Annotated in this window: 13 protein-coding genes and 1 tRNA gene; 7 read left to right on the top strand and 7 right to left on the bottom strand. The window is 63.7% G+C overall.

The features are described from left to right. Positions 1-291: 291 nt before the first annotated feature. Together ACLFKU_RS16255 and ACLFKU_RS16250 are read right to left on the bottom strand one after the other, a co-directional pair. Positions 292-2,226, bottom strand: coding sequence for an ATP-binding cassette domain-containing protein (locus tag ACLFKU_RS16255; protein WP_368584610.1), 1,935 nt, complete (start codon positions 2,224-2,226; stop codon positions 292-294). A gap of 160 nt (positions 2,227-2,386) precedes the next feature. Next, positions 2,387-2,788 carry a DUF4399 domain-containing protein gene (locus ACLFKU_RS16250; RefSeq protein ID WP_368623457.1) on the bottom strand — a complete coding sequence of 134 codons (402 nt, stop codon included), beginning with the start codon at positions 2,786-2,788 and terminating at the stop codon, positions 2,387-2,389. Between the two features lie 307 nt (positions 2,789-3,095). On the opposite strand from ACLFKU_RS16250, the gene ACLFKU_RS16245 reads away from it, so the two are divergent. Together ACLFKU_RS16245 and ACLFKU_RS16240 are read left to right on the top strand one after the other, a co-directional pair. After that, positions 3,096-3,287, top strand: coding sequence for a rubredoxin (locus ACLFKU_RS16245; protein WP_013088815.1), 192 nt, complete (start codon positions 3,096-3,098; stop codon positions 3,285-3,287). A gap of 233 nt (positions 3,288-3,520) precedes the next feature. After that, positions 3,521-3,595 (top strand) — tRNA-Arg (locus tag ACLFKU_RS16240). Positions 3,596-3,935: 340 nt separating this feature from the next. Here ACLFKU_RS16240 and ACLFKU_RS16235 read toward each other — a convergent pair. The 4 genes from ACLFKU_RS16235 to ACLFKU_RS16220 form a co-directional block, all read right to left on the bottom strand. Then, on the bottom strand, positions 3,936-4,775 hold the full coding sequence (locus ACLFKU_RS16235) for a hypothetical protein (RefSeq protein WP_410849731.1): 840 nt from the start codon (positions 4,773-4,775) through the stop codon (positions 3,936-3,938). Between the two features lie 149 nt (positions 4,776-4,924). Further along, entirely contained in the window at positions 4,925-5,632 is a 708-nt protein-coding gene (locus tag ACLFKU_RS16230) for a glutathione S-transferase C-terminal domain-containing protein (RefSeq protein WP_410849730.1), read from the bottom strand. Positions 5,633-5,760: 128 nt separating this feature from the next. Beyond that, positions 5,761-5,982, bottom strand: coding sequence for a hypothetical protein (locus ACLFKU_RS16225; RefSeq protein ID WP_368584589.1), 222 nt, complete (start codon positions 5,980-5,982; stop codon positions 5,761-5,763). Between the two features lie 229 nt (positions 5,983-6,211). Continuing rightward, positions 6,212-6,403: a CsbD family protein gene (locus ACLFKU_RS16220; RefSeq protein WP_013088810.1), complete on the bottom strand. Its 192-nt coding sequence runs from the start codon at positions 6,401-6,403 to the stop codon at positions 6,212-6,214. Between the two features lie 205 nt (positions 6,404-6,608). Between ACLFKU_RS16220 and ACLFKU_RS16215 the strand changes: the two genes are divergently transcribed. From ACLFKU_RS16215 to ACLFKU_RS16195, 5 genes are all read left to right on the top strand, one after another. Beyond that, complete coding sequence (locus ACLFKU_RS16215) at positions 6,609-6,935, top strand: hypothetical protein (RefSeq protein WP_368584588.1); 327 nt, start codon at positions 6,609-6,611, stop codon at positions 6,933-6,935. 164 nt (positions 6,936-7,099) lie between these two features. Then, complete coding sequence (dcm, locus tag ACLFKU_RS16210) at positions 7,100-8,404, top strand: DNA (cytosine-5-)-methyltransferase (protein ID WP_410849729.1); 1,305 nt, start codon at positions 7,100-7,102, stop codon at positions 8,402-8,404. Between the two features lie 30 nt (positions 8,405-8,434). Beyond that, complete coding sequence (locus tag ACLFKU_RS16205; protein WP_410849728.1) at positions 8,435-8,881, top strand: very short patch repair endonuclease; 447 nt, start codon at positions 8,435-8,437, stop codon at positions 8,879-8,881. Between the two features lie 237 nt (positions 8,882-9,118). Beyond that, a complete protein-coding gene (locus ACLFKU_RS16200) occupies positions 9,119-9,622 on the top strand; it encodes a YbhB/YbcL family Raf kinase inhibitor-like protein (protein WP_013088806.1) in 504 nt (167 codons plus the stop codon). Positions 9,623-9,740: 118 nt separating this feature from the next. Beyond that, a complete protein-coding gene (locus tag ACLFKU_RS16195) occupies positions 9,741-11,159 on the top strand; it encodes an MFS transporter (RefSeq protein WP_410849727.1) in 1,419 nt (472 codons plus the stop codon). A gap of 179 nt (positions 11,160-11,338) precedes the next feature. Here the strand turns inward: ACLFKU_RS16195 and otsA are convergent, their stop codons facing one another. Continuing rightward, complete coding sequence (otsA, locus tag ACLFKU_RS16190) at positions 11,339-12,766, bottom strand: alpha,alpha-trehalose-phosphate synthase (UDP-forming) (RefSeq protein WP_368584584.1); 1,428 nt, start codon at positions 12,764-12,766, stop codon at positions 11,339-11,341. Between the last annotated feature and the right edge of the window lie 175 nt (positions 12,767-12,941).

Below are 12,941 nucleotides of genomic sequence, written 5' to 3'. Positions count from 1 at the left end.
GTTCGCGGGGTATTGTACTGATTTCGATCACGGCGGCAATTGACGTCGCGCTGAATTGGCCGACTGGATAAGGCGCGGCGGGCGCTGGGGGACATGCGCCGGAGGATGGACGTCTCGCGGGACGGCGGCGCAATGGCTATCGGCGGGTAGCGGCGGAACTGCACGGACGTGCGCCCGCTGAACATTCAATGCATGCGCAGCGGCGTTCTCTATTGTTTTCGTGCCGCCCGCGCATGCTGCATCAGCTCATGCGCGAGGAAGCGCGCCATGCGGCGCGCGCACCGCGTTGCGTCACTTGACGCGGTTTTCCAACTCGTCCCACCGCTCGAGCGCGAGCATCAGCTCTTCGTCGATCTCGGCATAGCGCTCGGTCAGACGCGCGCCTTCGCGTGCATCCTTCGCGAACACCGAGCCGTCTTCGAGCTGCGCGCCGATCGCCTTCTGTTCGGCTTCGAGGTCGGCAATCATTTTCGGCAGCGCCTCCAGTTCGCGCTGCTCCTTGAACGACAGCTTCGCGCTGCGCTGCGCATTGCGGCCCGTGGCGCTTTCCTTCGGCGCCGCTTCTTTCGGCGCTTCCTTGCTCGATTCCTTCTGTGCTTCGAGCGCGAGTTGCTCCGATCGATCGCGCTGCGTCTGCCAGTCCGTGAAGCCGCCGACGTATTCGCGCCACTTGCCGCCGCCTTCCGATGCGATCACCGACGTCACCACGTTATCGAGAAACGCGCGGTCGTGGCTGACGAGCAGCACCGTGCCGTCGTAATCGATCAGCAGTTCTTCGAGCAGTTCGAGCGTCGGAATGTCGAGGTCGTTGGTCGGTTCATCGAGCACCAGCACGTTGGCCGGACGCGCGAACAGACGCGCGAGCAACAGCCGGTTGCGCTCGCCGCCCGACAGCGACTTGACCGGCGAACGCGCGCGCTCCGGCGCGAACAGGAAGTCGCCGAGGTAGCTCATCACGTGCTTCTTCTGGCCGTTGATTTCGACCCACTCGCTGCCCGGGCTGATCGTGTCGGCGAGACTCTTTTCCAGATCGAGCGCAGCGCGCATCTGATCGAAATAGGCGACCTGCAGATTGGTGCCGACGCGCACATTGCCTTCATCTGGCGCGAGTTCGCCGAGGATCAGCTTCAGCAGCGTGGTCTTGCCCGCGCCGTTCGGACCGACGAAGCCGATCTTGTCGCCCCGCATCACCGTGGCCGTGAAGCGGTCCACCACCGTGCGCTCGCCATAGCGCTTCGTCACGTCCGTCAGTTCCGCGACGATCTTCCCGGACTTCTCGCCCTGACCAACGTCGAGCTTCACGTTGCCTTGCACGTTGCGGCGCTCGGCGCGCTCGTTGCGCATCTGCACGAGCCGCGCGATGCGCCCCACGCTGCGCGTGCGGCGTGCCTCGACACCCTTGCGAATCCACACTTCTTCCTGCGCGAGCAGCTTGTCGAACTTCTCGTTCTCGATACGCTCGACTTCGAGCTGCTGCGCCTTGCGCGTCTGGTACGCGGAGAAATTGCCCGGATACGACAGCAGCCGCCCGCGATCGAGTTCGACGATGCGCGTCGCGACGCGGTCGAGAAACGCGCGATCGTGCGTGATGAACAGCAGCCCCGCGCGCAGCGACACCAGCAGGTCTTCGAGCCAGCGGATGCCGTCGAAGTCGAGATGGTTGGTCGGCTCGTCGAGCAGCAGCACGTCGGGCTGCACAACGAGCGCGCGAGCGAGCGCGGCGCGCTTTTGCATGCCGCCCGACAGCGAGCCGACGCGCGCTTCGCCGTTCAGGCCGATCTGCTGCAGCGTGGTCGCGACGCGGGTGCTCCAGTTCCATGCGTCCGCGGCGTCCAGCGACGATTGCAGCGTGTTCATGCGCGCAAGCAGCGCGTCGTGTTCCGCGCCTTCCGGCGTGTCGGCGAGCTGATGCGCGACCGCGTCGTATTCGTCGAGCAGCGCGCGCGCCTCGGTGAGACCGGCGGCGACCGCGTCGAACACGGTGTCGTCGGCGTTGAACTCGGGCTCCTGCGGCACGTACACCGTGCTCAGATGCTGTTGACGCGAGACGAGGCCGTCGTCGGGTTTGGCCAGATCGGCGACGATCTTCAACAGCGACGACTTGCCCGCGCCGTTGCGCCCGATCAGCCCGACGCGCTCGCCCGCTTCAAGCGAGAAATCCGCGTGGTCGAGCAGCGCGACGTGACCGAACGCGAGCTGGGCTCCGGTAATGGTGTAAAGCGACATGGGAATGGGGAGAAGACAGCGATGAGTCGGAACTGCTCATTGTACCGGGCGCGGGGCCGGTCGCAGGGATGCCTGGGGGGAGATGCGTGCAAGGCGGCGTGCAACGCAATCAGTGCGGCCGGCGACACCCGCGCGCCGGCCCGGCTTTTCGAACAACGGCTTACTTCACATGCACCGTGATCGTCTTGCTCATCTGCGGCCCATACGAGCGATGCGCGCCGTCGCCGAATTGCAGCGTCAGCGTATGGTCGCCCGGCGGCAGCGTCAGATCGGTTTCGGTCTGGCCTTTGCCGAAGTGCAGCGACTTGTCGGTCGCGGCGATAACCTCGCCTTTCGGCAGCGGCTTGCCGTCGACCAGCAGATGATGATGTCCGGTGCCCTCCGTCATCGTGCCGGCAGGCGCGATCTTCATGCCGTCGAGGCCGAACACGACGTGCACCGGGTTGGTGACGGTCGCCCCGTCCGCCGGTTGCACGAAGGTCACGCCCTCCGCCTGCGCCACGCCCGACACGGCGAGCAGTCCTGCCGCCACGATGCCGACCAACCGTCTGTTTTTAAACATCGTTTTCTCCTTTGGAAGCGAAACTCGTCCACGCGATACCGCCAGCAGCCTGGTCCTGAGACCGATCGTCGCAATCCATGCCAGGCGGGCGCCACATCTGTCGAATCAGATAGCTTGCAGAGCAAAGCGTACACGCTTTGTGTGACGAGACCGGTCGCCGCGAGCCCGGGCCTCGCGGATGCGTTGCGACCGCGGCGCACAGGTCGTCTGCGGCTGAATTGACTAATTCCGGTAATATTGCGGGTCGCCGCGCCGCCCCATAAAGGGGCAGAGCAGCCGGCCATTGCATTGAACGAGAGAGTGTGTCGTGAGTGAAGTAATCGAAGTGACGGAATACAAGAGCTGGGTCTGCCTGATTTGCGGCTGGATCTACAACGAGGAAGACGGCTTGCCCGAAGAAGGCATCGCGCCGGGCACGCGCTTCGCCGACATCCCGGAAGACTGGCGCTGCCCGCTGTGCGACGTGGGCAAGGCGGAGTTCGCGGTAGTCGAGTTTTAATGTTGTCATGACGTCGGGCGATGGGCGCGGTTGGGTGCCCTTCGCCGGATGGTCAGGTGGTTTGCACGGCCCGGCAGGCGATGTCTGCGGGGCCGTTTCTTTTTGAGGTTGTTGGGGCGCGCGGGCCGGTTGCTGGCTTGGCTCTCCTTTTGCCCGCGCCGGTTTGATATACTCTGCGCTCGCCGGTCAGTGTGGACTCACCGAGTCCTCGCCGATCTGTCCGGCCCGGTCCTCTCCCTGTAGTTCAATGGATAGAACAAGTGCCTCCTAAGCGCTAGATACAGGTTCGATTCCTGTCAGGGGGACCAGATAGCTTCCCGGCGTTGCCCGCAAAAGTATTACAACATGGGCTCCAACAGCGCTGACTAATCGCCGCGAATGTGAATCTCCATCGTCCCGCTCAGTTCTTCTGGTAGTTGGTCCTCGTTGCCGTCGTTGGACAGCGGTTCGGAAAGCTCGATTCTGCCCGATGACCACGCTGTCCAGAAACCAATCGTGGAAATGGCCCCAAGCCTTCAGTATTTCCTCTGTCATCTGCTGGATCGATCGTTCGTGAAACAGCTAAGCGCAAAAAAGAATCCCGACCTTGCGAGTTCGACGACGGTGATCGCGAAACGCGTCTGAGGCGACGCCAGTCCAACGGCCCCGTTATTTTTGCATCGGCCGACGCAGACTTTGGTCGTATATCGAAGGATCGACGACGTTCATGTGATCCTTTGGGCGTTCACCGAATACTCGCTCGAAGTCCTCGGCACCCAGAATGTCGGCGGCGTCGTGGAGAAAAGACGAATAGGCCTGATTGAGCTCCGAGGCCGACGGAGCATCGCTACCCTGCGGGGCGTATTGCAAACGCTCGACCTGCACCATAAATGCGTGGCGATGATTCATCAACGACTTGATCTTCGCTTGCGCGTCGGGACCCTTCAAGGTCGCCTGAAGATGCTCCTGAAAATCGTCGACATCGGATTCCTGATGTGCTGACTTCATGGCGTCACTCCCGCTTGGTGTCGAGCACTGAATCTTTTTGCTCGCCCATGCAGCATGCTGCTTGCCGTACGTTCCGAAGATCGCGTTGCTCAACCAGTAGCCCCTGGACGCGCGCACCGTAGCTGGAGCTGCTCCAGCGCCACCGGTCGCCCAAAGAATCTGGTTCGACAGCTGATGGCATACACCATCGCGACCATAGCTGAAGATCGTTCCACGAGCGGCCGGATCGATGTTGGAGTCCACATCGGGCTTACATAAGCAACTAGCATAAAGCAGATTTGCCGCGCCGGAAGCCAGAAAACCATCCGCACTGACCGGCGTCCCACCTCGGGCGTGGAAGCTGCCCCAGCTGTACCAATAATGCTCGCCCGCGAGCAGGACATCCGCCAGCGCCGGATATATCTTCACGCGGCTGTCGTAAGTCGTGACCCAGGTGTGATCGACCACGGAATCCTGGAAATACGCCGGAACGGACCATGCGAACAATGTAACGGCGCTCATTGCTCCACCTTTTTGTCCGGTCGCATCACGGCGCTGCCGCGCGAAGGCCGCCCGAAAAGCCGGTAAGAACTTTACTCAGCTAAAAAGTTATACGCGCTCAGCGGTACTAATTTCAAGGACACGAAGAACCGCCGAGGCGACGCAGGCCATCAGGCCGGCCGCTGCGGAATATTCAGGCCGCGCGCTACCGCCGGACGCTCGACGAACGCAGCCAGCACGCGCCGCACGTTCGGGAAGTCCTGAATGCCGACCAGCTCTCCCGCCTCATAAAAGCCGACCAGATTGCGCACCCACGGGAAGATCGCGATATCGGCGATCGAATACTGGTCGCCCATCACCCAGGCGCGTCCGTCGAGGCGTTGTTCCAGCACGCCGAGCAGCCGCTTCGATTCGGCGATGTAGCGATCGCGCGGACGCTTATCCTCGTATTCCTTGCCGGCGAATTTGTGGAAGAAACCGACCTGGCCGAACATCGGACCGATGCCGCCCATCTGGAACATCACCCACTGGATCGTCTCGTAGCGCCCAGCGGCGTCCTGTGGGATCAGCTGGCCACTTTTGTCGGCCAGATAGATCAGGATCGCGCCCGATTCGAACAGCGGCAGCGGTTTGCCGTCGGGACCGTGCGGATCGAGGATCGCCGGAATCTTGTTGTTCGGGTTCAGCGACAGAAACGCCGGCGTCATCTGATCGTTGGTGTCGAAGCGCACCAGATGCGGCTCGTACGGCAAGCCGGTTTCCTCGAGCATGATCGAGATTTTTACGCCATTGGGCGTCGGCAGCGAATAGAGCTGAATCCGGTCCGGATGCTCGGCCGGCCATTTCTTCGTGATCGCGAAAGCGGATAAATCGGTCATGGGTTCGGGTCGCCCTAGGGTCAGAAATTGCAAGACCGCCCAATATAAACCGACTCGCCACAACGCGTGCGAGGCCGCGCGAAGACCTTACAGACGCCGCGGCAACAGCGCCGTTCGCGATCGGCGGATCACCACAAGTCCTTCGTCGCCGTGCCCGCGCGCAGGTTGAAGCCCTCTCGCCACAACGTCGCGCCGACCGTCACCAGCAGCGTCTTCTCGGTGCCGTCGAGCAGTTCCCACGCGGCCGCAAGCCACGTCGCGAAGCTCGCACAGGTCGCTTCGAGATCGGGCGGCGCCTTGCCTTCCAGGTACTGCCGTTCGAACATCGAAAGTATCTTTTCGGGTGTCATTGGCGCGACCTCCTGCTGGGATTTGCGCCAAGTCTAAAGGGCTCGCGGCGCGTGCGGAATGCCCATCATCGTGATCACGGGTTACTCCCAGGCCGGCCGCCGCGCGAGCGTCAGCCGCGACCCAAACAGTGAAATCGGACTGGCGCGCTCCGATCTGCGCCGTCCGAAAAACAAAGGCGCCGCGACCGTCGCGACGCCTCGCCGTTACGGCAACCTACGCCGAACGGGGTCAGTGATGACCGCGCTTTGCATTGTCCTTGGCGTCCTCCTTCGCATCGCCATAGGCCTTCTGCACCTTGCCGGCGCCCTGCTGCACATCGCCCTTGAGTTCCTTCGCGGGGTCGTTCGTGGCCTTGCCGACGGCCTCGTTGACCTTGCCCTTGACCTGCTCGCCAACGCCCTTCACTTGATCCTTGTTCATGTTCGGCTCCCATATGCGTAGTCGACAGAGATGCCGGCGCGGTATTCCGCCGGTATGTGGGAATCAGCAACGGCTGTTCCCGGGGGCCGTGCCGCGCGCGGCGCGGCGCCATCGTCGAATGCCGATGGGCGATCGGGCAAATTTTTTATCAAATTAGGCCTAAAGTCTCGCCGCGCACCGCCGTAAATGCGTTCAGGGAGGAGTCATGGACCATACGGACACTACGATTTCGGGATCATCGCAAGCTGCGTTGATCGACCACGATATCGCGCACATCGCACGCGTGATGCACGTATCGCTGCGTGGCGATTTCGGCGGTCCGATCCTGCCCGCCACCTATTGGCGCAAACGGCTGACCGCGCTGGTCGACAGCGGCCAGCTATCTCCCGCCCAATTGGATAAAGTCGACAGCCTGCTGCTGCAGCTCGATCGGCTCGCCTCGACGCCGCTGCCCGAATGGGAACGCTTCGCGCCCGCTCCGACCTCGCGATTCGAACCGGCTCAGCCGGCGAAGAAAGCGAAGTCGGCCTGATCTCACCAGCCCACACACTGCCTCACCGCTCCTCCTCCTCCGCCGCCGACAAACGCAGCAACGCAACATATCGCGAAAAAATCCTGATCAATCCGCGCTAAAAATAGGGAAAGGGGACGACCTTAGGTCATAATGTCCGCAAAAATTCCCAGCCAGGACGCCACGTGACCCTCGTCGCCCCATTCGACCTGCTCAAGCAGGCGCGCGCCCGTTTCACCCAACGCGAAATCGCAGCCCATGTCGGCAAGGACATCAAGACGGTGCGTCCCTGGGAAAAAGGTGAAACGCCTTGTCCCGCGATGCTCGAACCCGCGTTGCGCGATCTGCTGCGGCAAGGAGCGCGTGAGGCGCAACAGGCGGGCGACACGGCGCGCTTCCGCTTCATCGACCTGTTCGCGGGTATCGGCGGCATTCGGATGGGCTTCGAGGCGCACGGCGGCGAATGCGTGTTCACCAGCGAGTGGAACGAATTCTCGACGCGGACTTATCGCGAGAACTACGGTCAGAACTACGGCGACAGCGCCGCGAGCGGCAGCGCGCACGCGCTGATCGGCGACATCGTCACGTTTCCCGCCGAGGACGTGCCGAGCCACGACGTGCTGCTCGGCGGCTTTCCGTGCCAGCCGTTTTCGATCGCCGGCGTCAGCAAGAAAAACGCGCTTGGCCGGCCGCACGGTTTCGAATGCACGACCCAGGGCACGTTGTTTTTCGACGTCGCGCGGATCATCGCCGCGAAGCGCCCCGCCGCATTCCTGCTCGAAAACGTGAAAAATCTGCTGTCGCACGACAAGGGCCGCACCTTCGACGTGATCCTGCAAACGCTGCGCGACGAGCTCGGCTACGAAGTGCACTACCGCGTGATCGATGGCCAGCATTTCACGCCGCAGCATCGCGAGCGCATCATCATCGTCGGCTTTCGCGGCAAGACCGCGTTCACGTGGGACGACCTGCGGCTGCCCGACGAGGGTCCGCGGCTCGGCGCGATCCTGCATCGCACGGACGGCACGGAACCCGTGCTGCCGTGGGACCACGACCGCTTCTTCGACCACGCCGCGCGCCGCGTGCAGCCGAAGTACACGCTCACCCCGAAGCTGTGGGCGTATCTGCAGAACTACGCGGCCAAGCATCGCGCGGCGGGCAACGGCTTCGGTTTCGGCATGGCGTATCCAGATAGCGTGACGCGCACGCTGTCCGCGCGTTATCACAAGGACGGCTCCGAAATACTCGTCTATCAGGGCGAGGCGCTGCGCCCGCGTCGTCTGACGCCACGCGAATGCGCGCGGCTGATGGGCTTTCCCGACACCTTCAGGATTCCGGTCAGCGACACGCAGGCCTACCGGCAGTTCGGCAACAGCGTCGTGATGCCGGTGATGCGCGAAGTGGCGCGTATCATGCTGCCGCATGTGCAGACCCTGCTCGCCCACCCGACCCGCGATGCGTCGAAACACTCCCTGCCGCTGTACGCCTGAGCGGCCGCGCGACCCGTTGGCCCGCTGACGATGGTCGATATCGTCGATAGCGCGACGCGCAGCCGGATGATGTCCGGCATTCGCGGCCGCAACACCAAGCCGGAGGTGCTGATCCGCAGCCTGCTGCATCGGCGGGGTCTGCGCTTCAGGCTCGACGCGCGCGATCTGCCCGGCCGCCCCGACATCGTGCTGCCGCGTTATCGCGCCGTGGTGCTCGTGCATGGCTGCTTCTGGCATGGCCACGACTGTCATCTGTTCAAATGGCCGCAGACGCGGCCCGACTTCTGGCGCGACAAGATCGGCCGCAATCGCAGCAACGACGACAAGGTGCGCGCCGCGCTGCTCGCGAGCGGTTGGCGCGTCGCGGTTGTGTGGGAATGCGCTTTGCGGGGTGCGAATCGCGATATCGCGGGCGTGATCGAGCGGCTCGTCGCGTGGATTAGAAGCGACGCGCCGGAGTTCGAGGACCGCGGCTGAAACCACACGCGGGCTGCCTTGTGCGCGAGTCTCCGGCCGCTGGTGCTACACTCGAAAAGCTCACCCGGCATGCTTTCGAGATACCTTCGAGGCACGCTTCGGCGGCGTATTCCGGGTGCTTTCCCGGCGCTTTCACGGCACGTCCTCACCCGCTCCGGCATGCCGCGAGATGCGCCTCGCCGCCGGGACATCGCGCACTCCGACGATCCCAGAAGCAATCAACAAGGGAGGCACATCATGGCTGACTTCCGTCTCTGGTCCGACGACTTTCCCAACAACGGCTTCATGCCGAGAGACCACGAGTACAACGACAAGGCGTTCGGCGGCGACGGCGAAAACATCTCGCCGTCACTGCAATGGGAAGCGCCACCCGCGGACACGCAAAGCTTCGCGCTCACCGTTCACGATCCCGACGCGCCGACCGGCAGCGGCTTCTGGCATTGGGTCGTCGTCAACATCCCGGCCGACGCGCGCTCTTTGCCGCGCAACGCTGGCAAGGCCGACGGCTCGCTGCTGCCGCAGGGCGCGATACAGTTGCGCAACGACTATGGGACAGTCGGCTTCGGCGGCGCCGCGCCGCCGCGCGGCGATCGCACGCATCGGTTTATTTTCCGCCTGCATGCGCTGAAGGTGCCGCATCTGCCGGTCAGCGCGGAAACCACCAACGCGGTCGCGCGCTTCATGACGCATCTGAACGAAATCGACTCGACGACCCACACAGGCCTTTACGAACTCAAATGACGCGAGCGCGGCGCCGGCGCGCTGGTAACGCCGCCGCCGCGCCGACCGATATGCCCAGAGCGGCCAGCGCGTGAGCCGCGCACAGGCGCGGCAACATCTCCGACAAATCGAACAATCGATGCACGCACCCTCCCCGCGCACGGATGGCCCGACGCGCTCCACTCCCCGCTTCGAAGGCAAGGAACTAGGCCTGCCGGTTCCACAACGCTACTGGGCGATGCTCGTCATCGCGCTGTCGCTGACGCTCGCGGTGCTCGACAGCGCAATCGCCAACGTCGCGCTACCGACGATCGCGCGCAATCTCAACGCGAGCGCCGCTGCGTCGATCTGGGTCGTCAACGCGTATCAGCTCGCGATCACGATCTCGCTGCTGCCAATGGCGTCGCTCGGCGACCGCATCGGCTATCGGCGCATTTATCTATCCGGTCTGATCCTGTTCACGGTCGCGTCGCTCGGCTGCTCGCTGTCGAACTCGCTCGCGACGCTCGCGCTCGCGCGCGTGGTCCAAGGCTTCGGCGCGGCCGGCATCATGAGCGTGAACACCGCGATCGTCCGCATGATCTATCCGCCGGCGCAGCTCGGGCGCGGCGTCTCCATCAATGCGATCGTGGTGGCGGTGTCGTCGGCGGTCGGACCGACGGTCGCATCTGGCGTGCTCGCGATCGCGACGTGGCCGTGGCTGTTTGCGATCAACGTGCCGATCGGGATCGCGGCGATCGTCGGCGGCTTCAAGGCGCTGCCGATGAACCCCGGCCACGAATCACCGTATGACTATCTGAGCGCGGTGATGAACGCGATCGTGTTCGGCCTGCTGATTTTCGCGGTCGATGGCCTCGGCCACGGCCAGCGCTTCGGCTACGTGACGCTCGAAGCACTCGGTGCTCTGGTGGTCGGCTACTTCTTCGTGCGCCGGCAACTGACGCGGCCCGCGCCGCTGCTGCCGATCGACCTGCTGCGTATTCCGGTGTTCGCGCTGTCGATCGGGACGTCGGTCTGCTCGTTCTGCGCGCAGATGCTCGCGTTCGTGTCGCTACCGTTCCTGCTGCAGGAAACGCTCGGTATGTCGCAGGTCGAAACCGGTCTTTTGATGACGCCGTGGCCCGCGATCATCATCATCGCGGCGCCGATTGCAGGGGTCCTGTCGGACAGGATATCGTCCGGCTGGCTCGGCGGCGTCGGGCTCGCCGCGATGACGGTCGGCCTGCTGCTGCTCGCAACGCTCGGCCCTCATCCCGACGCACTGCAGATTTCGTGGCGCATGGCGCTGTGCGGCGCGGGCTTCGGCATCTTCCAGTCGCCGAACAATCGGACGATGCTGTCGTCCGCGCCGCGCGAACGCAGCGGCGGCGCGAGCGGCATGCTCGGCACCGCGCGCCTGACCGGGCAAACGCTCGGCGCGGCGCTGGTCGCGCTGATCTTCGGCGTCGCGCCGCAAAGCGGGACGGTCATCGCGCTGTATGTGGCCGCGGGGTTCTCGGCGGTCGCGGCGGTCGTCAGCACGATGCGGGTCATGCAGAAGGCGACGCAGCCGGCTTGAGGGTTGTGGCCGCGTTGTGGCTGGGTTTGTGGCCGCTCGACGCGCAACGCACCCACGAAAAAGGGCGCGCATCGCACGACGCGATGCACGCCCTTTTTGCTTCGATCTTCGTTGTCACTTCATTCACGACGTGACCGGCCCCCGCGTCGCCCGCCCACGCGCGGGCCGCGACTGTCCGCTCAGGACGATGCCGTCACGTCAGCGAGCTTTACCGCTTTGGCCGTCACCGAAGAAGCGGTCGCGACGTGGCGCAGATCGTCCAGGAAGGTATCGCGCCAAACCGACAGATTGTTCTCGCGCATCGGCTCCATCATGTCCGCATGACGCGCCTGACGCTCGGCGAGCGGCATCGACAGCGCGCGTTCGAGCGCTTCGGCCATCTGCGACAGATCGAACGGATTCACGACGAGCGCGCCCGGCAGCTGCTCGGCCGCGCCCGCGAATTGCGATAGCACGAGCACGCCCGGATCGGCCGGGTCCTGCGACGCGACGTACTCCTTGGCCACCAGGTTCATGCCGTCGCGCAGCGGCGTTACATAGCCGACCTGCGACTGGCGGAATAGCGCCATCAGCAGATTGCGCTCGTACTTGCGGTTCAGGTACTGGATCGGCGTCCAGTCGAGTTGCGCGAACCGGCCGTTGATGCGGCCCGCTTCGCCTTCGAGCGTCTGCCGGATGCGCTGATAAGTCTGCACGTCCGCGCGGGTCGGCGGCGCGATCTGCACGAGCGACACGCGGCCGTGCCAGCCCGGCGCGTTCTGCAACAGCCGCTCGAATGCCTGGAAGCGCTCGACCAGCCCCTTCGAATAATCGAGCCGGTCGACGCTCATGATCAGCTTGCGCCCGCGCATGCCGTCACGCAGGCTGCGCACCGCCTTGCGGTCGGTGAACTGCTCGGCGGCCTTCGCGATCGCATCCGGATAGATGCCGATCGGGTACGCGCCGACCTTCAGGAAGCGGTTGTACGCGTGCACCATGCCGTCTTCGCTCGACGTGCCATGGTGACCGCGCTCGATATAGTCGACGAACGACTGGCGATCCGCCTCGGTTTGAAAACCGATCACGTCGTAGCTGCACATCGCCTTGACGAGCTCTTCGTGCGGCGGAATCGTGCGCAGTACCTCGGGCACCGGAAACGGAATGTGCAGGAAGAAGCCGATCGGGTTCTTCACGCCGAGATCGCGCAGGCAACGCGCGAACGGCAGCAGATGGTAGTCGTGCACCCAGATGATGTCGCTGGGCTTGAGCAGTTCCTTCAACTGCTTCGCGAGCGTCGCGTTGACGCGCTGGTAGCCCGCGTAGTCCTCGCGGTTGTAGCGGGACAGGTCGTTGCGATAGTGGAAGGTCGGCCACAACGTGGTGTTCGAAAAACCGCGGTAGTACTCGTCGTAATCGCGCTTGGTGAGGCCCACCGTCGCGTAGGTGACGTTGCCCTGCTTCTCGATCACGGGCGCGGATGGCTCGCTGACCGTTTCGCCGCTCCAGCCGAACCAGACGCCGCCGGTTTCCTTCAGTGCGTCCAGCACGCCGATCGCGAGCCCGCCCGCTGCCGGACGCGCTTCCTGAATCGGTGCGACACGATTCGATACCACGATCAATCTGCTCATTAGTGCTCCATTGTTTCGTTGTATGCGGAATTGCGCCAAAACGGTGCATGCAAGCAACGTGCCGATATTTGAGATATCGGAAATAAAGTTGTATGGAAATGTGACAAACGAGCTAATCCCCGCAATCATCACTTATTGCGAAGAAAATTTTTCTGTTAAATCTGACCAAAGCGGA

The sequence above is a fragment of the Paraburkholderia sp. EG304 genome, assembly GCF_046543485.1.
Taxonomy (GTDB): Bacteria; Pseudomonadota; Gammaproteobacteria; order Burkholderiales; family Burkholderiaceae; genus Paraburkholderia; species Paraburkholderia youngii.
This window is presented reverse-complemented; position numbering and strand designations above follow the sequence as displayed.